Genomic DNA, 21,881 nt, shown 5'->3' with positions numbered 1-21,881 from the left:
GACACGGCGAAGGGGCGGACCACACCGGTTGTCACCAGCGCGATCCGCCCCTACGGGCCGGGGACTACTCCCCGGACGGCCCCTGTTCCAGCACGCGGCCCTCGCCGGGTGCCAGCGTCCCGAGGATCCGCTCCAGGTCCTCCATCGAGGCGAACTCGACGGTGATCTTGCCCTTCTTCTGGCCCAGGTCCACCTTTACCCGCGTCTCGAACCGGTCCGACAGCCGCGTCGCCAGCTCGTTGAGCGCCGGAGCCACCCGGGCGCCGGCTCGCGGCCCCTTCGACTTGACCGAGCTCGACGGCTCCGAGGCCATCAGCGTCACGATCTCCTCGACCGCCCGCACCGAAAGGCCCTCGGCCACGATCCGGTGCGCCAGCCGGTCCTGCACTTCGGAGTCGTCCACCGACAACAGGGCCCGCGCGTGACCCGCCGACAGCACACCCGCGGCAACCCGGCGCTGCACCGACGGCGACAGCCTCAGCAGCCGCAGGGTGTTCGACACCTGCGGACGGGACCGGCCGATCCGGTCGGCCAGCTGGTCGTGCGTGCAGTTGAAGTCCCGGAGCAGCTGGTCGTACGCCGCAGCCTCTTCCAGCGGGTTCAGCTGCGCCCGGTGCAGGTTTTCCAGCAGGGCGTCCAGCAGCAGCTTCTCGTCGTCCGTGGCACGGATGATCGCCGGAATGCTCTCCAGCCCGGCCTCGCGGCAGGCCCGCCAGCGACGCTCGCCCATGATCAGCTCATAGCGGCCGGGAGCAGCCTGCCTCACGACCACCGGCTGTAGCAGACCCACCTCCTGGATGGAGGTCACCAGCTCGGCGAGGGCGTCCTCGTCGAAGACATCGCGCGGCTGCCGGGGATTCGGCGTGATGGAGTCCATCGGAAGCTCCGCGAACGTCGCCCCCGCCACCACGTTGACCTCCGCCGCCACCGGATCCGGCTCTGCCGGCACGACGGCGAGCGATGTTTCACGTGAAACATCGGCCTGCGTCAGCGCGGCGAGCTTCGCCGCCGCGACCCCGCGCTCCGAGGGCAGTACCGGAACCGCCGACGGAGACGTCGAACCGGCGCCGATCACCGGCGGTGTCTTCTCTTGCGGAGCCGCGGGGATCAGCGCACCGAGTCCCCGCCCCAGACCTCTACGTCGCTCACTCACTGGATCCCCTCCGCCACACTCTGCGTGCTGTTCATGCCCGCGCCCAGATGGGCGTGCTGGGCGTCGTACTGCATTCCGACCCCGCGATACGCGATCTCGCGTGCCGCCTCCAGGTAGGAGAGGGAACCGCTGGAACCCGGGTCGTACGTGAGAACCGTCTGTCCGTAGCTCGGCGCCTCGGAGATGCGCACCGACCGCGGGATGCTGGTGCGCAGCACCTCCTTGCCGAAGTGGGTGCGCACCTCCTCCGCCACCTGCGAGGCCAGCCGGGTCCTGCCGTCGTACATCGTGAGCAGGATCGTCGAGACGTGCAGCGTCGGGTTGAGGTGGGCGCGCACCAGGTCGACGTTGCGCAGCAGCTGGCCGAGACCCTCCAGCGCGTAGTACTCGCACTGGATGGGGATGAGTACCTCCGCACCCGCCACCAGTGCGTTCACGGTGAGTAGACCCAGCGAGGGCGGGCAGTCGATCAGGATGTAGTCGAGCGGCTGCTCGTACGCCTGGATCGCCCGCTGAAGCCGGCTCTCCCGCGCCACGAGCGATACCAGCTCGATCTCGGCGCCCGCCAGATCGATCGTGGCCGGAGCACAGAACAGGCCCTCCACGTCCGCCACCGGCTGGACCACTTCGAGCAGCGGACGGCTGTCGACGAGCACGTCGTAGATCGACGGCACATCGGCGTGGTGATCGATGCCCAGCGCCGTGGACGCGTTGCCCTGCGGGTCGAGGTCGACCACCAGGACCCGTGCACCGTGCAGTGCCAGCGAGGCCGCCAGGTTCACGGTCGTGGTGGTCTTGCCCACCCCGCCCTTCTGGTTGGCGACCACGATGATCCGGGTCTGGTCCGGGCGGGGCAGACCCTCACCGGCGCGCCCCAGCGCCTCGACCGGCAGCTGGGCGGATCGGCCGATGGGGGTGTCGTTGTCTACAAGGGGCGGAGGCGATGTTTCACGTGAAACATCCTCCCCCACCGATTCAGAGCGGGGACCGGGGACCGGATCGGCCATCGGCCCCGCGAGGTTGGCGTCGGACCGCACGGTGTCACTCTCCTCGACATCAGGCTCGCGATGCACAGAGCCTGCCATGTCATCCGGGTCGCGAACCAGCGGGGCCCATACTCCTGTGGATGAATCCACCGTTGTGGACAACTCTGTCCCCCTCGCGTCCTTGCGGGGGCGAGGGGCCGCAGCCGCCCGACCGCGGCTGATGATTCCGTGCAGCAGAGAGCGACGTTTCACGTGAAACACGATGCCCGGACGGAGTCTTCAGGCCGCTACGACACTCCGAAATCCATACCTATAGGGCTCAACACGGGTGAAATCTCCCGCATGGACGCCCCGGGAGCAGCATGATCAACGGCGACGGCGGACGCGTCCCACCCGCGCCGCCTTAGCCCGCTTGGCCGCGAACCTCACCCCACCGGGGCTCTCTCCGACCTCGACGCGCACCACCGTGGACAGCGGATCCACGACTCCCTCGCCCACCTGGAGCACCGAGGTCTTCACCACACCGAGCTTCGCCAGCGCGACCTTCGCCGCCACCAGCTCCTCGTCTGCGGTGTCGCCCTTGAGCGCCAGCATCTCCCCGTAGGGGCGCAGCAGGGGTACGCCCCAGCCGGCCAGCCGGTCCAGCGGGGCGACCGCGCGCGCCGTCACCACGTGCACCGGCTGCAGCTTGCCGAGGACCTCCTCGGCCCGCCCGCGCACCACGGTGACGTGGTCGAGGCCGAGCAGCTCCACGGCCTCCTGAAGGAAGGTCGTCCGGCGCAGCAGCGGCTCGAGCAGCGTGATCTTGAGATCGCGCCGCACCAGGGCCAAGGGGATGCCGGGGAGCCCGGCGCCCGAGCCCACGTCGCACACGGTGACGTTCTGGGGCACCACTTCCGACAGCACAGCGCAGTTCAACAGGTGCCGCTCCCACAGCCGCGGCACCTCGCGGGGCCCGATCAGGCCCCGCTTGACTCCCGCATCGGCCAGCAGCTCCGCGTAGCGCACAGCTTCCGGGAAAAACTCACCGAACACCGCGCGCGCCTCTTCAGGCGCCGGGGGAAGCTCAGCTGCCTCCGTCACGGGGACCGTCCTTCCGTACCGCATGGTTCTGAAGAACCACGTCTTCACGATGGTGCGTTGTTCACATGCCAGGCTGACAAACATCGGCCCCGCCTGCGACACAGACGGGGCCGAACACTCTCGCTACAGGTCAGGCGGGGAGTACCACGACGAAGCGCTGCGGCTCCTCGCCCTCGGACTCGCTGCGCAGGCCCGCGGCCGCCACCGCGTCGTGGACGACCTTCCGCTCGAACGGGGTCATGGGCGCCAGCTTCAGGGGCTCGCCGGACGCCTTCACGTCCGCCGCGGCCTGAGCGCCCGCTGCCGTCAGCTCCTCGCGCTTCTTCGCGCGGAACCCGTCGATGTCCAGCATCAGCCGGCTGCGGTCCCCGGTCTCCCGGTGCACGGCAAGGCGCGTCAGCTCCTGCAGAGCCTCCAGGACCTCGCCCTCGCGGCCCACGAGCTTCTGCAGGTCGCGGGTGGCCGAGTCACTCACGATCGACACCGCGGCCCGGTCGGCCTCGACGTCCATGTCGATGTCCCCGTCGAGGTCGGCGATGTCCAGCAGACCCTCGAGGTAGTCGGCCGCGATCTCGCCCTCCTGCTCGAGGCGGGTCAGGGTGTCGCCACCCTCAGCGGCGGCGGTGGTGGTGCCTTCCGTCACGGGAGGGACTCCTTCTTACTTCTTGGGAGAGGGCTTGGTGGGCGTCTGGCGCTGCGACTTCGACTGGCGCTTCGGCTGCTGCCGCTTCGCGGCACCACCACTCGCCGCATCAGAGTCTGCCGTGGCCTCGACACTCTTGGACACGGAACCGTCAGCCTGGGCGGCCAGACCCTGCTTCGTCAGCGCATTGATGAACTTGCGCTCGTTGTCGTTGCGGTCCGGCCCCTTGGCCACGATCCCCGCGACGATCTTCTTCTTGCTCCGGCCCTTGACGTCGCCGTTCGCACTGATGTGCTTCAGCAGACGGGTCAGGTACTGGTCCTGCGCCATGCTGCCCGGCGTCGGGTTCTGGTTGATCACGTACATCTGCTGACCCATGGTCCAGACGTTCGTGGTGAGCCAGTAGACGAGGACACCGACGGGGAAGTTGATGCCCATGACCGCGAAGATCAGCGGGAAGATGTACATCAGCATCTTCTGCTGCTGCATGAACGGCGTCTTGACCGACAGGTCGACGTTCTTCTGCATCAGCTGGCGCTGCGTGTAGAACTGCGACAGCGACATCAGGACGATCATGATGGCGGTCACGATGCGCACGTTGGTGATCGAGGCGTCCAGGCCCGCGACCTTCTCGGCACTGTCCGTGAACTTGGCAGCCAGGGGGGCGCCGAAGATGTGCGCCTGCCGGGCGCTCTCCAGCAGCGACTGGTTGATGACACCGATGGTCTCGCCGTTGGCGATGCTGGCGAGCACGTGGTAGAGGGCGAAGAAGAACGGCGACTGCGCCAGGATGGGAAGGCACGAGGAGAGCGGGTTGGTACCCGTCTCCTTGTACAGCTTCATCATCTCTTCGGACTGACGCTGCTTGTCGTTCTTGTAGCGCTCCTGGATCGCCTTCATCTTCGGCTGGAGCGCCTGCATGCCACGCGTCGCCTTGATCTGCTTCACGAAGAGCGGGATCAGGCAGATACGGATCAGGATCACCAGGGACACGATGGACAGGCCCCAGGCCCACCCACTGTCCGGTCCGAAGACCGCGCCATAGACGCTGTGGAACTGGACGATGATCCACGAGACGGGTGTGGTGATAAAGCTGAACAGACCGGCAATCGTGTCCACTAATCAGGCTCCTTGAGCATTGCGAGATCTACGCAACGCACTGCGCAGCTGCTCGTGCCAACGCGGGCGTTTACGGGGTGGGACGTGGTCCACGCCGCCCGGGGACCACGGATTGCACCGCAGGATCCGCCAGGCGGTCAGAACCGTCCCCTTCACCGCACCATGCCGGTCGATGGCCGCGTACCCGTAGTGCGAACACGAGGGGTAGTACCGGCACACCGGGCCGAGCAGCGGACTGATCGTCCACTGGTACAGCTTGATCAAAGCGAGCAGCGGGTACTTCATCGAGCGACGCCTCCCAGGAGCCGCGTCAGCGCGGCATCCAGGTCCCGGGCCAGTTCGTCGGGGCCGGCGTCACCCGATCCGGGCAGCGCGCGTACCACCACCAGGCTACCGGCGGGCAGCTGGGACAGCCGCTCGCGGACAAGATGGCGCAAACGGCGCTTCACCCGGTTACGGACGACGGCGTTGCCCACGGCCTTGCTGACGACGAAACCCGCACGCGTCGAGGGATCGATCTCCCCCGGCTCGTGCGGGTCCGTTGCACCGCTTGTACGTAGGTGGACGACGAGGAGCGGGCGACCGGCCCGGCGTCCTCGACGTACCGCGCTCGCGAAGTCCTCGCGCCGCCTCAGCCGATTTTCGGGAGACAGCACGACGTCACGACCTGCGTCTGTTGGTTACGCGGAAAGGACGGAGCGGCCCTTGCCACGGCGGTTCGCCAGGATCGCGCGACCGGCACGGGTACGCATCCGGAGACGGAAGCCGTGGGTCTTGGCACGACGGCGGTTGTTCGGCTGGAAGGTGCGCTTGCTCACTCGGGGGCTCCAGAGAATGAATCGTTGTGGCGGGACATCGCCTGGCTGTCACCGTGCGCCCACGAGGAAACAACTCGCGTGTTCGCCCGAGTGGCACCGCAAACGATCACGTTCCGTGATCTTCGCCCATCGGTAGGCAGGCGGCAGCAGCCATCGACAACTCGACCTCGTCACGGTACGCGCGGCTACGCCATCCGGTCAAACCGAGCCGACGGTGCCCCACACTGTGCACAGGCTGTGGACAACGACTTGAACCGTACCCGTCGCCCTGACTACCGTTGACTGACCCCGGATTTTTAGTCCCGACCGTCCCAAAGAACCACACATTCGTGGGACCCCCGTGAGAGAGCGTGTTCTGTGGCTGACGTACCTGCCGATCTTGCCGCAGTGTGGCCAAGGGTGCTCGAAAAGCTCCTCGGAGAGGGACAGCCGGGGATCGAGCCCAAGGACAAGCAGTGGGTCGAGCGCTGTCAGCCGCTGGCCCTCGTCGCCGACACCGCGCTGCTCGCCGTCCCCAATGAATGGGGCAAGCGCGTCCTCGAAGGCCGGCTCGCCCCGCTCATCAGCGACGCGCTCAGCCGGGAGTGCGGCCGCCCCATCCGGATCGCCATCACCGTGGACGACTCCGCGGGCGAGCCCGCTCCCCCCGCCCAGCCCGTCCAGCAGCGCGACGGCTACGAGCCGTACGGCGGCCAGCGCTCCGGCGGCGGCCCCCCGGACGACCAGCTCCCCAGCGCCCGCCCCGCCTACCCGGACTACCAGCAGCCCCGCCCCGAGCCCGGCTCCTGGCCCCGCGGCGGGCAGCAGGACGACTACGGCTGGCAGCAGCCGCGCCTCGGCGGTTTCCCCGAGCGCGACCCGTACGCCTCCCCGCAGCCGGGGTACCTCCAGCAGTCCGAGCCCTCCGGCTACGACCAGGGCCCGTACGAGCAGCAGAAGTACGAGCAGTCCCCGTACGAGCCCCAGCAGTCGCGGCAGTCCCATCAGTACGAGCAGCAGCAGTACGAGCAGCCGGCGCCGCGCCAGCCCCAGGGCCGGCCCTCGGCGCCGGCCCCGTCCGGCGGCTCGACCTCGGGCCCGCTGGAGCCGACCGCCCGGCTGAACCCCAAGTACCTGTTCGACACCTTCGTCATCGGCGCCTCCAACCGCTTCGCGCACGCCGCCGCGGTGGCCGTCGCCGAGGCACCCGCCAAGGCGTACAACCCCCTCTTCATCTACGGGGAGTCGGGCCTCGGCAAGACGCACCTGCTGCACGCCATCGGGCACTACGCGCGGAGCCTGTACCCGGGGACCCGCGTGCGGTACGTGAGCTCCGAGGAGTTCACCAACGAGTTCATCAACTCCATCCGCGACGGCAAGGGCGACGCCTTCCGCAAGCGGTACCGGGAGATGGACATCCTGCTGGTCGACGACATCCAGTTCCTCGCGAGCAAGGAGTCGACGCAGGAGGAGTTCTTCCACACCTTCAACACGCTCCACAACGCCAACAAGCAGATCGTGCTGTCCTCCGACCGGCCGCCCAAGCAGCTCGTCACTCTGGAGGACCGGCTCCGCAACCGCTTCGAGTGGGGCCTGATCACCGACGTCCAGCCGCCCGAGCTGGAGACCCGTATCGCGATCCTGCGCAAGAAGGCCGTCCAGGAGCAGCTCAACGCGCCGCCGGAGGTACTGGAGTTCATCGCCTCACGCATCTCGCGCAACATCCGCGAGCTGGAGGGAGCGCTGATCCGGGTCACGGCCTTCGCGAGCCTGAACCGGCAGCCGGTCGACCTCGGCCTCACCGAGGACGTCCTCAAGAACCTGATCCCGGGCGGCGAGGACAGCGCGCCCGAGATCACCGCCTCGGACATCATGGCGGCCACCGCGGACTACTTCGGGCTGACGGTGGACGACCTCTGCGGGTCGTCCCGGAGCCGGGTCCTGGTGACCGCCCGGCAGATCGCCATGTACCTGTGCCGGGAGCTCACGGACCTCTCCCTGCCCAAGATCGGGGCGCAGTTCGGCGGCCGCGACCACACCACCGTCATGCACGCGGACCGCAAGATCCGGGCCCTGATGGCCGAGCGGCGCTCCATCTACAACCAGGTCACGGAGCTCACCAACCGCATCAAGAACGCCTGAGACGGCCCGCAGGAGCGATGCCAGGGCCCCGTCACACGCACGCAGAGGGCGCTCCCGGATCACAACGGGGGCGCCCTTCTTCGTCCGTGCGCCCCTGACCTGTTCGAATACGCCCCCAAGAGAGCAAGTCATCCACAGATTCCCGGACTTTCTTCCGTCCACAGCCTGGGGACAGGATCCGTTGCCCACAATCTGTCCACAGGGCTGCCGGGTGAGTCCCCATCAGGGCAGGTCAGCCCCCTGTGGAATTGTGCGCAAGCGTCATCCACAGGCTGTGGACGAATATTTCGTCCACAGGGCTGTCCACGCCTTTGTCCACCGGCGGCCCACAGCTTCGCCGACCCTGTGCACAGGATCCGAGGACTTCTCCACACCGTTGTCCACTGTTCGGCAAAGCGCCACCCCCTCTCACCGCCCCGAGTGAAAGCGGTCACACGGAAGTAGACGTTTGGGTTGTGGAGTACCGGGGGAAAGCTGGGGACACACCTGTGGAGTAGTAGGGCTCTCCTGGGGACGGCCTGTGCAGAAGTTTTCGTTCTCCACAGGAACACCGTGTTGTCCACCGGTGCCGCCCACAGGCCCGGTGGATAAAAACCACGCCTTGACCTGCGGAAACGGTTTTATCCACTGTATCCACAGCCCCTACTACTACCCCCATAGAGAGTTAGCTCGGATTCGGTTTTCAAGCAGGCCCTGTGCACAACTCGGTGGGCGGGCTCGCCGCCGCCTCGTCCCCGACTTGACCGCCGACCGCACCGACTGTCGGCGCCGTACGTCAGACTGGTCCCCGGCATCGGTCGAGGCATCGACGAGCCGACGACGAAGGCCGGCAAGACGAGCGAGCAACAGCAGGAGGCGGTTCCGGTGAAGATCCGGGTGGAGCGCGACGTACTCGCGGAGGCGGTGGCCTGGACGGCCCGCAGCCTCCCGGCCCGGCCGCCGGTCCCCGTTCTCGCGGGCCTTCTGCTGAAGGCCGAGGACGGCAAGCTGAGCCTCTCCGGCTTCGACTACGAGGTCTCGGCCCGGGTCTCCGTCGACGCGGACGTCGAGGAGGACGGCACGGTCCTGGTATCCGGTCGGCTGCTCGCCGACATCTGCCGCGCCCTGCCCAACCGGCCGGTGGAGATTTCCACAGACGGTGTACGGGCCACCGTGGTCTGCGGCTCCTCACGATTCACACTCCACACCCTGCCTGTGGAGGAGTACCCGGCGCTGCCGCAGATGCCGACCGCGACCGGCACCGTGCCCGGCGAGGTCTTCGCCTCCGCCGCCGCGCAGGTCGCCATCGCCGCCGGCCGCGACGACACGCTGCCCGTGCTGACCGGTGTCCGCATCGAGATCGAGGGCGACCGCGTCACCCTGGCCTCCACCGACCGCTACCGCTTCGCGGTCCGCGAGTTCCTGTGGAAGCCGGAGGACCCGGAGGCCTCCGCCGTGGCCCTGGTGCCCGCGAAGACGCTCCTGGACACCGCGAAGTCCCTGACCAGCGGTGACACCGTCACCCTGGCGCTCTCCGGCTCCGGTCAGGGCGAGGGGCTCATCGGCTTCGAGGGCGCCGGCCGCCGCACCACCACCCGGCTGCTCGAAGGCGACCTGCCGAAGTACCGGACGCTCTTCCCGACCGAGTTCAACTCCGTCGCCGTGATCGAGACCGCCCCGTTCGTCGAGGCCGTCAAGCGCGTCGCCCTGGTCGCCGAGCGCAACACCCCCGTCCGGCTGAGCTTCGAGCAGGGCGTGCTCATCCTGGAAGCCGGTTCCAGCGACGATGCACAGGCTGTGGAGCGCGTCGACGCCAAGCTCGAGGGCGACGACATCTCGATCGCCTTCAACCCGACCTTCCTGCTGGACGGCCTGAGCGCGATCGACTCGCCCGCCGCCCAGCTCAGCTTCACCACGTCCACCAAGCCGGCCCTGCTCAGCGGCCGTCCCGCGGTCGACGCCGAAGCGGACGAGGCGTACAAGTACCTGATCATGCCGGTGCGTCTCTCCGGTTGATGCTTCGCAGGTCAGGCCCGGTTTCGCAGTCTGCGGGACCGGGCCTGACCGCGTCACGGTCCCCGTGCGCCCCGTGAAGCCGGGCGCCCCGCCCCGGCGTAGGCTCGGGGCCGGGGGGTGTCTCCGGGAAGCAGGGGACCCCCGGTACAGACGGCCACAACGCTTAAGGAACCACCTGATGGAGCTTGGTCTCGTCGGTCTCGGCAAGATGGGCGGCAACATGCGCGAGCGCATTCGCCGCGCAGGCCACACCGTCATCGGATACGACCGCAGCCCGGACCTCGCCGATGTCCACAGCCTGCGGGAACTTGTGGACAGCCTGCAGGCCCCCCGGGTGGTGTGGGTGATGGTCCCGGCAGGCGCGGCGACCCAGTCCACCGTCGACGAGCTCGCCGAGCTGCTCTCCCCCGGCGACGTCGTCGTCGACGGCGGGAACTCGCGCTGGACCGACGACGAGAAGCACGCGGCGGAGCTCGCCGCCAAGGGCATCGGCTTCGTCGACTGCGGAGTCTCCGGCGGCGTCTGGGGCCTCGAGAACGGCTACGCCCTCATGTACGGCGGCTCCGCGGACGACGTCGCCCGCGTCCAGCCGGTCTTCGACGCCCTCAAGCCCGAGGGCGACTTCGGCTCCGTACACGCCGGCAAGGTCGGCGCGGGCCACTTCGCGAAGATGGTCCACAACGGCATCGAGTACGCCATGATGCAGGCCTACGCCGAGGGCTGGGAGCTCCTGGAGAAGGTGGACTCGGTCACCGACGTCCGCGAGGTCTTCCGCTCCTGGCAGGAAGGCACCGTCATCCGCTCCTGGCTGCTGGACCTGGCCGTGAACGCCCTCGACGAGGACGAGCACCTGGATCAGCTGCGCGGCTTCGCCCAGGACTCGGGCGAGGGCCGCTGGACCGTGGAGGCGGCGATCGACAACGCCGTTCCGCTGCCGGCGATCACCGCGTCGCTGTTCGCGCGCTTCGCCTCGCGCCAGGACGACTCCCCCCAGATGAAGATGATCGCCGCGCTGCGCAACCAGTTCGGCGGCCACGCGGTCGAGAAGGCCTAGCACCACCACAGCACGACAGCACCACAGAGCAGCAGGAAGCCGGGGGAGGTCGGCGCCGTATGCATGTTTCGCATCTCTCGTTGGCCGACTTCCGCTCGTACGCCCGGGCCGAGGTACCCCTCGACCCGGGCGTCACCGCGTTCGTGGGTCCCAACGGCCAGGGCAAGACCAACCTCGTCGAGGCCATCGGCTACCTGGCCACCCTCGGCAGCCACCGCGTCTCCTCGGACGCCCCGCTCGTGCGGATGGGCGCGGAGCGGGCGGTCATCCGCGCCGCCCTCACCCAGGGCGAGCGCCGGCAGCTGGTGGAGCTGGAACTGAACCCGGGGCGGGCGAACCGGGCCCGGATCAACCGCTCCTCGCAGGTACGGCCGCGGGACGTGCTGGGGATCGTCCGCACGGTGCTGTTCGCCCCGGAGGACCTGGCCCTGGTCAAGGGCGACCCGGGAGAGCGGCGGCGGTTCCTGGACGAGCTCGTCACCGCGCGCTCGCCGCGGATGGCGGCGGTCCGGTCCGACTACGAGCGCGTGCTCAAGCAGCGCAACACCCTGCTGAAGTCCGCGGCGATGGCCCGTCGGCACGGCGGCCGCTCGATGGACCTGTCCACCCTCGACGTGTGGGACCAGCACCTGGCGCGCACGGGCGCGGAGCTGCTGGCGCACCGCCTGGACCTCATCGCGACCCTGCTGCCGCTGGCGGACAAGGCGTACGAGCAGCTCGCGCCCGGCGGCGGCCCGCTGGGCATGGCGTACAAGTCCTCGGCGGGCGAGGCGGCCGAGGCCGGGGACGGCGGCGCCGCGCGGACCCGCGAGGCGCTGTTCGATGCCTTGCTGGCGGCCCTGGCGGAGGTGCGCAAGCAGGAGATCGAGCGGGGGGTGACCCTGGTCGGCCCGCACCGCGACGACGTGCTGCTGCGGCTGGGCGAGCTGCCCGCGAAGGGGTACGCCAGCCACGGGGAGTCGTGGTCGTACGCGCTGGCGCTGCGCCTGGCCTCGTACGAGCTGCTGCGCTCGGAGGGCAGCGAGCCCGTGCTGATCCTGGACGACGTCTTCGCGGAGCTGGACGCGCGGCGCCGGGAGCGGCTGGCGGAGCTGGTGGCGCCGGGTGAGCAGGTCCTGGTGACGGCGGCTGTGGACGATGACGTTCCGGGTGTGCTGGCGGGAGCGCGGTTCGGAGTGTCCGGCGGTGAGGTGACCCGGCTGTGAACGATCAGGGAGACGGCCCCCGGGCCGGACAGGAGCCGCGCAGGGTTCCGGAGGCGTCCGGGGTGGACCTGGCCCGCCAGGCCCTGGCGGCGGCGCGGGAGCAGGCGCGGGCCCGGGGCAACGCGGCGGGCGGCGGCCGCAAGCGGCAGCACCAGCAGGGGCTGCGCTCGGGCGCCCGGGCGGACGGCCGCGACCCGATGCCGCTGATGGCGGCGCTGGACCGGCTGCGCACGGAGCGCGGCTGGGAGATGCCGATGGCGGTGGCGGGCGTGATGGAGCGCTGGCCGGAGATCGTCGGCCCGGACATCGCCGCGCACTGTGAACCGGAACGCTACGAGGACCGTGAGCTGGTCGTGCGGTGCGATTCCTCGGCGTGGGCGGCGCAGCTGAAGCTGCTGGCCCCGCAGCTGGTCGCGCGGCTCAACGCGGACCTGGGGCAGGGCACGGTACGGCTGATCAAGGTGCATGGCCCCGGCGGGCGTCCCAAGGGGTACGGGCCGTGGCGGGCGCCCGGTAGCAAGGGCCCGGGGGACACCTACGGCTGAGCCGGCCCCCCGGCGCCCGCGGCCGGGGGCCGGGGGCGGAACCCGTCGGCGGTGCTGTCCCTGCCCGGGCGGCCCCGGCGGCGGCACCCGCGGCCCGGCCGGTCCCGGCAGCGGGTCCTCCGCCCGGATATCCCGTACGGGACGGGCGGTCGGCGGCGCCGGAACGCGCGCCGGGCGCGGGGTCCGGCGGCGGTTCGCGCGTGGCGTCCCTCACGGTAGCGGGAGGTTGACAGGCCGAAGCGCTGGATGCCCGTGTGAGCCTCTTTGAGCCCCTTCCCGTATATGGGGAGTCGGAGAGAGGCGGTTCAGGGCGGCACATGCGGACTCAGGTACCGGCAAACCCCCATTCATGTCGGCGGTACCGGTAGACTGGAGCCAATCCCGCCCGATCGCGGGATCCCGTCGACTTACGCCGACAACACGCTGACAACGCAGATCGACGCAGCCGCTCCCGCTCGCATGCCTGCTGGCCCGGAGTACGGCCTGTGCTGTGCCAGAAAGGGCGCTTCGTGGCCGATTCCGGCAACCCCAACGACAAGAACGAGTCCACCGCCGGCGGCGAGGCCGCCGAGGCAGGTGGATCTTCGTATACCGGAAGCAACATCCAGGTCCTGGAGGGCCTGGACGCGGTCCGCAAGCGGCCCGGCATGTACATCGGATCGACGGGTGAGCGCGGTCTGCACCACCTCGTCTACGAGGTCGTCGACAACTCGGTCGACGAGGCGCTGGCCGGACACGCGGACACCATCGACGTCACGATCCTCGCCGACGGCGGGGTCAAGGTCGTCGACAACGGCCGTGGCATCCCGGTCGACATCGTGCCCTCCGAGGGCAAGCCGGCCGTCGAGGTCGTGCTGACCGTCCTGCACGCGGGCGGCAAGTTCGGCGGCGGCGGCTACGCCGTTTCCGGCGGTCTGCACGGCGTGGGCGTCTCCGTCGTGAACGCGCTGTCCAAGCGGGTCGCGGTCGAGGTCCGGCGTGACGGCTTCCGCTGGACCCAGGACTACAAGCTCGGCGCCCCGACCGCGGAGCTCGCGAAGAACGAGGAGACCGGCGAGACCGGCACGTCGGTGACGTTCTGGGCCGACGCCGACATCTTCGAGACGACCGAGTACTCCTTCGAGACGCTCTCCCGGCGCTTCCAGGAGATGGCCTTCCTCAACAAGGGCCTGACCCTGTCGCTGACGGACGAGCGGGAGTCGGCGAAGGCGACGGTCGGCGCGGACGACCCGGACGTGGACGCGGCCGAGCCCCCGGCGCGCACGGTGAAGTACCACTACGAGGGCGGCATCGTCGACTTCGTGAAGTACCTCAACTCGCGCAAGGGCGAGCTGATCCACCCGACGGTCATCGACGTCGAGGCCGAGGACAAGGAGCGCATGCTCTCGGTCCAGATCGCGATGCAGTGGAACTCGCAGTACACGGAGGGGGTCTACTCCTTCGCGAACACGATCCACACGCACGAGGGCGGCACGCACGAGGAGGGTTTCCGTGCGGCGCTGACCGGGCTGGTGAACCGTTACGCGCGGGAGAAGAAGTTCCTGCGGGAGAAGGACGACAACCTCGCCGGCGAGGACATCCGCGAGGGTCTGACGGCGATCATCTCGGTGAAGCTGGGCGAGCCCCAGTTCGAGGGCCAGACGAAGACGAAGCTGGGCAACACCGAGGCCAAGACCTTCGTGCAGAAGGTGGTCCACGAGCACCTCAACGACTGGTTCGACCGGAACCCGAACGAGGCCGCGGACATCATCCGCAAGTCGATCCAGGCCGCCACGGCCCGCGTCGCGGCCCGCAAGGCCCGCGACCTCACCCGCCGCAAGGGCCTCCTGGAGAGCGCCTCGCTGCCGGGCAAGCTGTCCGACTGCCAGTCCAACGACCCGGCCAAGTGCGAGATCTTCATCGTCGAGGGCGACTCGGCCGGCGGCTCCGCGAAGTCCGGCCGCAACCCGATGTACCAGGCCATCCTGCCCATTCGCGGCAAGATCCTGAACGTCGAGAAGGCCCGCATCGACAAGATCCTCCAGAACACCGAGGTCCAGGCCCTCATCAGCGCCTTCGGCACCGGTGTCCACGAGGACTTCGACATCGAGAAGCTCCGCTACCACAAGATCATCCTGATGGCGGACGCCGACGTCGACGGCCAGCACATCAACACCCTCCTCCTCACCTTCCTCTTCCGCTTCATGCGGCCGCTGGTCGAGGCCGGACACGTGTACCTCTCCCGCCCCCCGCTCTACAAGATCAAGTGGGGCCGGGACGACTTCGAGTACGCGTACTCCGACCGCGAACGCGACGCCCTGGTCGAACTCGGCAAGCACAACGGCAAGCGGATCAGGGAAGACTCCATCCAGCGCTTCAAGGGTCTGGGCGAGATGAACGCCGAGGAACTGCGCATCACCACCATGGACGTCGACCACCGCGTACTGGGCCAGGTCACCCTGGACGACGCCGCACAGGCCGACGACCTGTTCTCGGTGCTGATGGGTGAGGACGTCGAAGCCCGGCGCTCCTTCATCCAGCGCAACGCCAAGGACGTCCGCTTCCTCGACATCTGAGTCGGCTCAGCTGACTGCCTGAAAGGACCTCTGACCAGCAATGGCCGACGAAACCACCCCCACCGCGGAGAACTCCGCGGAGGAGCCCGTCATGCGTATCGAGCCCGTCGGGCTCGAGACGGAGATGCAGCGCTCCTACCTCGACTACGCCATGTCCGTCATCGTCTCGCGCGCCCTGCCGGACGTGCGGGACGGCCTCAAGCCGGTCCACCGCCGCGTGCTGTACGCGATGTACGACGGCGGCTACCGGCCCGAGAAGGGCTTCTACAAGTGCGCCCGCGTCGTCGGCGACGTCATGGGCACCTACCACCCGCACGGCGACTCCTCGATCTACGACGCGCTGGTCCGCCTGGCCCAGCCGTGGTCGCTGCGGATGCCGCTGGTGGACAGCAACGGCAACTTCGGCTCCCCGGGCAACGACCCGGCGGCCGCGATGCGCTACACCGAGTGCAAGCTGATGCCGCTGGCCATGGAGATGCTCCGGGACATCGACGAGGACACCGTCGACTTCACGGACAACTACGACGGCCGCAACCAGGAGCCCACCGTCCTGCCGGCGCGCTTCCCGAACCTGCTGGTCAACGGCAGCGCCGGCATCGCGGTCGGCATGGCCACCAACATCCCGCCGCACAACCTCCGCGAGGTCGCGTCCGGTGCCCAGTGGGCGCTGGAGCACCCGGAGGCCTCGCACGAGGAGCTCCAGGACGCGCTCATCGAGCGCATCAAGGGCCCGGACTTCCCGTCGGGCGCCCTGGTCGTGGGCCGCAAGGGCATCGAGGAGGCGTACCGGACCGGGCGCGGCTCCATCACGATGCGCGCGGTGGTGGAGGTCGAGGAGATCCAGAACCGCCAGTGCCTGGTGGTCACGGAGCTCCCGTACCAGACCAACCCCGACAACCTCGCGCAGAAGATCGCGGACCTCGTCAAGGACGGCAAGGTCGGCGGCATCGCCGACGTCCGCGACGAGACGTCCTCGCGGACCGGCCAGCGCCTGGTGATCGTCCTCAAGCGCGACGCCGTCGCCAAGGTCGTGCTGAACAACCTGTACAAGCACACCGACCTGCAGACGAACTTCGGCGCCAACATGCTGGCGCTGGTGGACGGCGTGCCGCGCACGCTGTCGATCGACGCGTTCATCCGCCACTGGGTGACGCACCAGATCGAGGTCATCGTCCGGCGCACGAAGTTCCGCCTGCGCAAGGCGGAGGAGCGGGCGCACATCCTGCGCGGCCTGCTCAAGGCGCTGGACGCGATCGACGAGGTCATCGCGCTGATCCGGCGCAGCAACACCGTCGAGATCGCGCGCGAGGGCCTGATGGGCCTGCTGTCGATCGACGAGATCCAGGCGAACGCGATCCTGGAGATGCAGCTCCGCCGCCTGGCGGCCCTGGAGCGGCAGAAGATCGTCGCCGAGCACGACGAGCTCCAGGCCAAGATCAACGAGTACAACGCGATCCTGGCCTCGGAGTCGCGCCAGCGCACCATCGTCAGTGAGGAACTGGCCGCGATCGTCGAGAAGTTCGGCGACGACCGGCGCTCCAAGCTGGTCCCCTTCGACGGCGACATGTCCATGGAGGACCTGATCGCCGAAGAGGACATCGTCGTCACGATCACGCACGGCGGCTACGTCAAGCGGACCAAGACCGAGGACTACCGCTCGCAGAAGCGCGGCGGCAAGGGCGTGCGCGGGACGAAGTTGAAGCAGGACGACCTGGTCGACCACTTCTTCGTCTCCACCACGCACCACTGGCTGCTGTTCTTCACGAACAAGGGCCGCGTCTACCGCTCCAAGGCGTACGAGCTGCCGGACGCCGGCCGTGACGCCCGCGGGCAGCACGTGGCGAACCTGCTGGCCTTCCAGCCGGACGAGAAGATCGCCCAGATCCTCGCGATCCGCGACTACGAGGCGGCGCCCTACCTGATCCTGGCCACCAAGGGCGGCCTGGTGAAGAAGACGGCGCTCAAGGACTACGACTCGCCCCGTTCGGGTGGCGTCATCGCGATCAACCTCCGGGAGACGGAGGACGGCAGCGACGACGAGCTGATCGGCGCGGAGCTGGTGTCCGCCGACGACGACCTGCTGCTCATCAGCCGCAAGGCGCAGTCGATCCGCTTCACGGCGACCGACGACTCGCTGCGCCCGATGGGCCGCGCCACCTCGGGCGTGAAGGGCATGAGTTTCCGCGGCGCGGACGAGCTGCTCTCGATGAGCGTGGTCCGGCCGGGTACGTTCGTGTTCACCGCGACCGACGGGGGCTACGCCAAGCGCACGCCGGTCGACGAGTACCGGGTCCAGGGCCGTGGCGGTCTGGGCATCAAGGCCGCGAAGATCGTGGAGGACCGCGGGTCGCTCGTAGGGGCGCTCGTTGTGGACGAAACGGACGAGATTCTTGCCATCACGCTCAGCGGTGGTGTGATTCGTACGCGCGTCAACGAAGTCAGGGAGACCGGCCGTGACACCATGGGTGTCCAGCTGATCAACCTGGGGAAGCGCGATGCCGTGGTGGGCATCGCTCGTAACGCCGAGGCCGGTCAGGAAGCTGACGAGGTCGACGAGATCGAGACAGAGATCGAGACCGAGGCAGCCGACGGACAGGCCGCCGAGGCCGCCGGGGGCACGCAGCCTCCGGCCGGGGAGCACGAGGAGTAAGTCGTGAGTGGAGCCACGGGCGCCGGACCGGCCAAGACTGGAGCGAACGGTGCCCGTGGCCCCGCCGCGGACCCTCAGGGGGGAACCGTGACGGACACCCGAGGACCGCAGCCCGCGGGCGGCGCCGGTACGGGTACCAGTGCCGGCGCCGGCCAGGAGCGGCCCGCACAGCCGTACCAGCCGCCGCAGGCATACGCGGCGCCCCCCGGCCAGGGGGCGCCGCGGGGCGGCGGCGCGGCCGCACAGCGCGCGCCGCGTACGGGGACGCGTACGGCGCCCCGGACGCGCAAGGCGCGGCTGCGGGTGGCCAAGGCCGACCCGTGGTCGGTGATGAAGGTCAGCTTCCTTCTGTCGATCGCGCTGGGCGTCTGCACGATCGTCGCCGCGGTGGTGCTGTGGATGGTCATGGACGCGATGGGCGTCTTCTCGACCGTCGGCGGCACGATCAGCGAGGCGACCGGCTCGAACGAGAGCAACGGCTTCGACCTCCAGTCGTTCCTGTCGCTGCCGCGCGTGCTGGTCTTCACGTCGGTGATCGCGGTCATCAACGTGGTGCTGGCGACTGCGCTGGCGACGCTCGGCTCCTTCATCTACAACCTGTCCGCAGGCTTCGTCGGCGGTGTCGAGCTGACGCTCGCCGAGGACGAGTGACCTGCGCAGACGCGTGGTCAGAACCGATTTTGGAGCTACCGCGTCTGTGCGCTAATCTTCAGGAGTCAGCGCGCAGCGCGGATGGGGCTATAGCTCAGTTGGTTAGAGCGCATCCCTGATAAGGATGAGGCCACAGGTTCAAATCCTGTTAGCCCCACAGTGTCGAAGACCCCCAGGCCCTAGGCCTGGGGGTCTTCGTCGTTGGGCCAGTTGGTGGGTCGCCAGGTCACCGATCGGTATCGGTCGGTGTGTATTGTTGGGCGCCAGAAGTCCCCTACGTCAACGAAAGACGAGGTCGCGCGGTGAAGAAGCTGCTCCTGGTCGCACTGGCCGCCATCGGCGGGCTCCTCGTGTACCGCCAGATCCAGGCGGACCGCGCCGAGCAGGACCTGTGGACGGAGGCAACTGACTCCGTGCCCTCTGGTTCCGGTGTGTGAGACCCAAGGTTGATCCCATGAAGCCCCGGCTGCCGCTGCTGCCGGGGCTTTGTGCTGTCCTGTGACGAAAAATTGCGTTATGTAAAGATTTGACTTGCGCTAGCAAACTCGGGGTGGGTGTGATGGGTCGGGTACGTCGGACGGGTCGGGTGCGGGTGCGCCGGGCCCCGCGGGTACGGAGGACCGCGCTTCTGGGAGCTGCGGTCCTGGGCCTCGTGGCGGGGGCGCCGGCGGCGGCGCACGCCACGGGGGCGGCCCCGCAGCCCGTGCCGGCGTACCGGGCCGCCGAGGGCGCCAGGGCGGTGGAGGGGAAGCCCTCCACCGCGGACGCCCCGCTGCTGGAGGCCGGCCACACCTACGCGGACACCCTCGCGCCAGGGGAGCGGGTCTACCGGCTCGTCCTGGAGCAGGACCGGTCCGACGTGTACGTCTCCGCGGTGGCGCGGCCGGGGGCCGGCGCCAAGGTCGGCTACGGCGACGGCATCACGGTGGAGGTCATGACCACCGCCGGGCGGACCTGCCCCGGCGGTTCGGGCCGGGCCTCCTTCGGCTACGACCCGGTCCCCATCAGCGCCGCGGGCGTCCGGCGGGGCGCGGAGGACCACGACTGCGCGCCGGGCGGGGTCTACTACGCCAAGGTCACCCGGACCGCCGCGAAGGGCTCCGACCAGAGCCCCTGGCCGCTGGAGCTCCGGGTCCAGCGCGAGCCCGGCACCGGCGCGGGCGGCCCCACAGCGGCGCCGAGCGCCTGGCCCTCGGGGACGCCCGCGCTGCCCGGCAGCGAGCCGGTGCCCCGGACCGGCGGCACCGGCTTCAACGACGCCCGGGCCCTGACGTCCGGGGTGTGGCGCGACGAGCTGCTGCCCGGGCAGACCCGGTACTACCGGGTCCCGCTGGACTGGGGGCAGCAGCTGGGCGTCGGCGCCGAGCTGGCCGCGGCCCGGATGACGAAGCAGTACGGCTCGGCGTCGAACGGGCTCACCGTCGCGCTGTACAGCCCGTACCGGGCTCTCGTCTCGGACGAGAACGCCCCGTACGACGGCAAGCAGGCCGGGCTCACGCTGGAGAAGACGCCGCCCGTGGCGTACGAGAACCGCTTCTCCGGTGACACGGACGTCCACGCGGTGGGGATCGCAGGCTGGTACTACATCGGCGTCACCATGGGCGTAAAGGTCGCCGAGTTCACGCAGGACGCCGTTCCGGTGCCCCTGACCCTGCGGACGGACGTCATCGGCAGTCCGGGGAGGGCGCCCGCCTACCGGGAGGATCCCGCCCCGGGCGGGTTCGGCGTCGGGACCGCGGAGCGGGCGGCGGCCCGTGACGGGCTGACCGCGCCGGAGGCGAGCGAGGACGCCGCGAACCGTTCGTCGATGCGGCTGGTGGCCGGGGCGGGCTTCGGCACCGGGACGCTGCTGCTGCTCGTCCTGGGCGGCTGGGTGCTGCTGGCCCGGCGGGGCCGGGGCGCTACTGCTGGATGACGGCCCAGACTCCGACGGCGAAGCAGAGCAGCGCCGCGAGGAGGATGCCGGCCGTCACCCGGGCCGGGGGCGGTGCGATGCCGCCGGTACGGGCCGCCGGGGCGGCGGGTGCCGCGGACGCGGCGGGTGCCGCCGGTGTCGGGTGCGGGGCGGGGCCCGGGGGCGGCAGGTGGAAGCTCCCGGTCGCCGAGGGGCCGGACGCCCGGGCGGGAGCGGCAGGGTGGGCCGGGGCCGGGTAGGGCGCGGCCGGGTACGGGGCAGCCGGGTACGGGGCGGCGGTGGTCCCGCTGTGGGGCGCTGCGGGGGAGGCGGGGGCCGTGGCCCCGGCCGCCGTCCGGGCCGTTCCCCGCGGATCGGCGGGGGCGGACTCCGGCACGGTCCCGGAGGACGCGGGAGGGGGGCCGGGAACGGGCGGGTGACCGCCCGGCGGGACGGTGGCGACCGTGGGCGCCCCGGGGGTCACGGCGGACGTGCTCAGCGGCCCCTGCGGGCCGAAACCGGCGGGGATCGGTCCGAGTTGGTCGAACACCTCCACCGGCTCCTCGTCGGGGGCGGGCGGCGGGAGGAGCTCGACGGCCTCGGCGAGCGCCTTGCGGGCGCCCGTGGCCGTCCGGAACCGGCTGTGGGGGTCCGGCTGGAGGAGGGAGGAGAGGACGTCCCAGAGCGGCGCGGGAACGCCTTCGGGAGCGCCGGGGGTGCCGTGGGCGAGGAAGCGCTCCACCAGGCCCTGGGAGTCGGGCTTGCGCCCCCGCAGCAGGTACAGGGCCACCAGCCCGACGGCGAAGAGGTCGGCCGAGAAGTCGGGCTCGGCGCCCAGAAGTTGCTCGGGGGCGAAGTAACCGGGCGTGCCGACCACGTAGTCGGTCTCCGTCAGCCGGGGCTCGCCCTTGCGCATGGAGATGCCGAAGTCGGACAGCCGCAGGTGCGGCCGCCCGGTTCCGGTGGCCTCCATCAGGATGTTGGCCGGTTTGATGTCGCGGTGCACGACACCCTCCGCGTGCACCGCGGCCAGCCCGGACAGGAGCTGGTCGAGCAGCGTGCACACGAAGCGGGGCGGGAGCGGTCCGTAGTCGCCGATCACGTGGGCGAGGGAGCCGCCGCCGACCAGGTCCATGGTGAAGAGGACCTTGTCGTCGTCGGCCGCCCAGCTGGCCGGCGCCAGTACGTGGGGGTGGTCGATCCGCAGGGCCTGTTCCCGCACGAAGCGCAGCAGGGTGTGGGCGTCGCTCTGCAGGAGGACCTTCGCGGCGACGTACCGTCGACGCCTGTGGTCCCAGGCCCGCCACACGGCCCCCGCACCACCGCGCCCGATCGGATCGATCAGCTCGTACCGACCGGCGAAGATCTCACCCACGCTGTGCCCGTCCCCCCGTCACCTTTGTCCGCCG

Annotated in this window: 18 protein-coding genes, 1 tRNA gene and 2 pseudogenes; 12 read left to right on the top strand and 9 right to left on the bottom strand. The window is 69.8% G+C overall.

Going from position 1 to position 21,881, the window contains the following annotated elements; translation table 11 throughout:
• Positions 1-64: 64 nt before the first annotated feature.
• The 8 genes from ACFWTC_RS16745 to rpmH all read right to left on the bottom strand — a co-directional run bounded on the left by ACFWTC_RS16745 (position 65) and on the right by rpmH (position 5,802).
• Positions 65-1,153: a ParB/RepB/Spo0J family partition protein gene (locus tag ACFWTC_RS16745; RefSeq protein WP_383915946.1), complete on the bottom strand. Its 1,089-nt coding sequence runs from the start codon at positions 1,151-1,153 to the stop codon at positions 65-67.
• Complete coding sequence (locus ACFWTC_RS16740) at positions 1,150-2,238, bottom strand: ParA family protein (protein WP_384027622.1); 1,089 nt, start codon at positions 2,236-2,238, stop codon at positions 1,150-1,152. The genes ACFWTC_RS16745 and ACFWTC_RS16740 overlap by 4 nt, the downstream gene beginning before the upstream one ends.
• Positions 2,239-2,505: 267 nt before the next feature.
• Positions 2,506-3,246, bottom strand: a complete 741-nt coding sequence (gene rsmG, locus ACFWTC_RS16735; protein WP_267721668.1) for a 16S rRNA (guanine(527)-N(7))-methyltransferase RsmG — start codon at positions 3,244-3,246, stop codon at positions 2,506-2,508.
• 106 nt (positions 3,247-3,352) lie between these two features.
• The gene (locus ACFWTC_RS16730) at positions 3,353-3,865 is read right to left on the bottom strand and encodes a protein jag (RefSeq protein ID WP_383915951.1); all 513 of its coding nucleotides are present in this window, start codon (positions 3,863-3,865) and stop codon (positions 3,353-3,355) included.
• Positions 3,866-3,880: 15 nt separating this feature from the next.
• Complete coding sequence (gene yidC, locus ACFWTC_RS16725; RefSeq protein WP_383915953.1) at positions 3,881-4,984, bottom strand: membrane protein insertase YidC; 1,104 nt, start codon at positions 4,982-4,984, stop codon at positions 3,881-3,883.
• A gap of 3 nt (positions 4,985-4,987) precedes the next feature.
• Positions 4,988-5,269, bottom strand: a complete 282-nt coding sequence (gene yidD, locus ACFWTC_RS16720) for a membrane protein insertion efficiency factor YidD (RefSeq protein WP_078904056.1) — start codon at positions 5,267-5,269, stop codon at positions 4,988-4,990.
• Entirely contained in the window at positions 5,266-5,640 is a 375-nt protein-coding gene (rnpA, locus tag ACFWTC_RS16715) for a ribonuclease P protein component (protein ID WP_383915954.1), read from the bottom strand. Before rnpA ends, yidD begins: the two co-directional genes overlap by 4 nt.
• Before the next feature lie 24 nt (positions 5,641-5,664).
• A complete protein-coding gene (gene rpmH, locus ACFWTC_RS16710; RefSeq protein WP_383915956.1) occupies positions 5,665-5,802 on the bottom strand; it encodes a 50S ribosomal protein L34 in 138 nt (45 codons plus the stop codon).
• A 357-nt stretch (positions 5,803-6,159) separates the two neighbouring features.
• Between rpmH and dnaA (ACFWTC_RS16705) the strand changes: the two are divergent.
• The 12 genes and pseudogenes from dnaA (ACFWTC_RS16705) to ACFWTC_RS16650 all read left to right on the top strand — a co-directional run.
• Positions 6,160-6,759: pseudogene (dnaA, locus tag ACFWTC_RS16705) on the top strand (chromosomal replication initiator protein DnaA); the annotation flags it as partial.
• A 33-nt stretch (positions 6,760-6,792) separates the two neighbouring features.
• Positions 6,793-7,923 (top strand): annotated as a pseudogene (gene dnaA / locus ACFWTC_RS16700) (chromosomal replication initiator protein DnaA); the annotation flags it as partial.
• Positions 7,924-8,787: 864 nt separating this feature from the next.
• Complete coding sequence (dnaN, locus tag ACFWTC_RS16695; protein WP_383915958.1) at positions 8,788-9,918, top strand: DNA polymerase III subunit beta; 1,131 nt, start codon at positions 8,788-8,790, stop codon at positions 9,916-9,918.
• A gap of 178 nt (positions 9,919-10,096) precedes the next feature.
• Positions 10,097-10,972, top strand: coding sequence for a phosphogluconate dehydrogenase (NAD(+)-dependent, decarboxylating) (gnd, locus tag ACFWTC_RS16690; RefSeq protein ID WP_383915960.1), 876 nt, complete (start codon positions 10,097-10,099; stop codon positions 10,970-10,972).
• Positions 10,973-11,031: 59 nt separating this feature from the next.
• Entirely contained in the window at positions 11,032-12,177 is a 1,146-nt protein-coding gene (recF, locus tag ACFWTC_RS16685; protein ID WP_383915962.1) for a DNA replication/repair protein RecF, read from the top strand.
• The gene (locus ACFWTC_RS16680) at positions 12,174-12,722 is read left to right on the top strand and encodes a DUF721 domain-containing protein (protein WP_383915963.1); all 549 of its coding nucleotides are present in this window, start codon (positions 12,174-12,176) and stop codon (positions 12,720-12,722) included. The genes recF and ACFWTC_RS16680 overlap by 4 nt, the downstream gene beginning before the upstream one ends.
• 485 nt (positions 12,723-13,207) lie before the next feature.
• Positions 13,208-15,277 (top strand): DNA topoisomerase (ATP-hydrolyzing) subunit B, encoded by a 2,070-nt coding sequence (gyrB, locus tag ACFWTC_RS16675; RefSeq protein WP_383915965.1) that lies wholly within the window; start codon positions 13,208-13,210, stop codon positions 15,275-15,277.
• A gap of 40 nt (positions 15,278-15,317) precedes the next feature.
• Positions 15,318-17,927 (top strand): DNA gyrase subunit A, encoded by a 2,610-nt coding sequence (gyrA, locus tag ACFWTC_RS16670; RefSeq protein WP_383915967.1) that lies wholly within the window; start codon positions 15,318-15,320, stop codon positions 17,925-17,927.
• 87 nt (positions 17,928-18,014) lie between these two features.
• Complete coding sequence (locus tag ACFWTC_RS16665) at positions 18,015-18,578, top strand: DUF3566 domain-containing protein (RefSeq protein ID WP_384027624.1); 564 nt, start codon at positions 18,015-18,017, stop codon at positions 18,576-18,578.
• A gap of 83 nt (positions 18,579-18,661) precedes the next feature.
• Positions 18,662-18,735: transfer RNA gene (locus ACFWTC_RS16660), tRNA-Ile, on the top strand.
• Positions 18,736-18,880: 145 nt separating this feature from the next.
• Positions 18,881-19,015 carry a DLW-39 family protein gene (locus ACFWTC_RS16655; RefSeq protein WP_208809277.1) on the top strand — a complete coding sequence of 45 codons (135 nt, stop codon included), beginning with the start codon at positions 18,881-18,883 and terminating at the stop codon, positions 19,013-19,015.
• 215 nt (positions 19,016-19,230) lie between these two features.
• Positions 19,231-20,493, top strand: coding sequence for a hypothetical protein (locus ACFWTC_RS16650; RefSeq protein WP_384027626.1), 1,263 nt, complete (start codon positions 19,231-19,233; stop codon positions 20,491-20,493).
• Here the strand turns inward: ACFWTC_RS16650 and ACFWTC_RS16645 are convergent.
• A complete protein-coding gene (locus ACFWTC_RS16645; RefSeq protein ID WP_384027628.1) occupies positions 20,480-21,847 on the bottom strand; it encodes a serine/threonine-protein kinase in 1,368 nt (455 codons plus the stop codon). The genes ACFWTC_RS16650 and ACFWTC_RS16645 overlap by 14 nt on opposite strands.
• Positions 21,848-21,881 lie beyond the last annotated feature (34 nt).

This window comes from Streptomyces sp. NPDC058619, assembly GCF_042717785.1.
In the GTDB taxonomy this organism is placed as follows: Bacteria; Actinomycetota; Actinomycetes; order Streptomycetales; family Streptomycetaceae; genus Streptomyces.
The sequence above is the reverse complement of the archived record's forward strand: the minus strand, read 5'-3'. Positions and strand labels throughout refer to the sequence as shown.

Coding starts and splice junctions, on each gene's coding strand:
- ACFWTC_RS16740 (WP_384027622.1), bottom strand. CDS start 2,238: ATGGCAGGCTCTGTGCATCGCGAGCCTGATGTCGAGGAGAGTGACACC.
- rsmG (WP_267721668.1), bottom strand. CDS start 3,246: ATGCGGTACGGAAGGACGGTCCCCGTGACGGAGGCAGCTGAGCTTCCC.
- yidD (WP_078904056.1), bottom strand. CDS start 5,269: ATGAAGTACCCGCTGCTCGCTTTGATCAAGCTGTACCAGTGGACGATC.
- gnd (WP_383915960.1), top strand. CDS start 10,097: ATGGAGCTTGGTCTCGTCGGTCTCGGCAAGATGGGCGGCAACATGCGC.
- recF (WP_383915962.1), top strand. CDS start 11,032: ATGCATGTTTCGCATCTCTCGTTGGCCGACTTCCGCTCGTACGCCCGG.
- gyrA (WP_383915967.1), top strand. CDS start 15,318: ATGGCCGACGAAACCACCCCCACCGCGGAGAACTCCGCGGAGGAGCCC.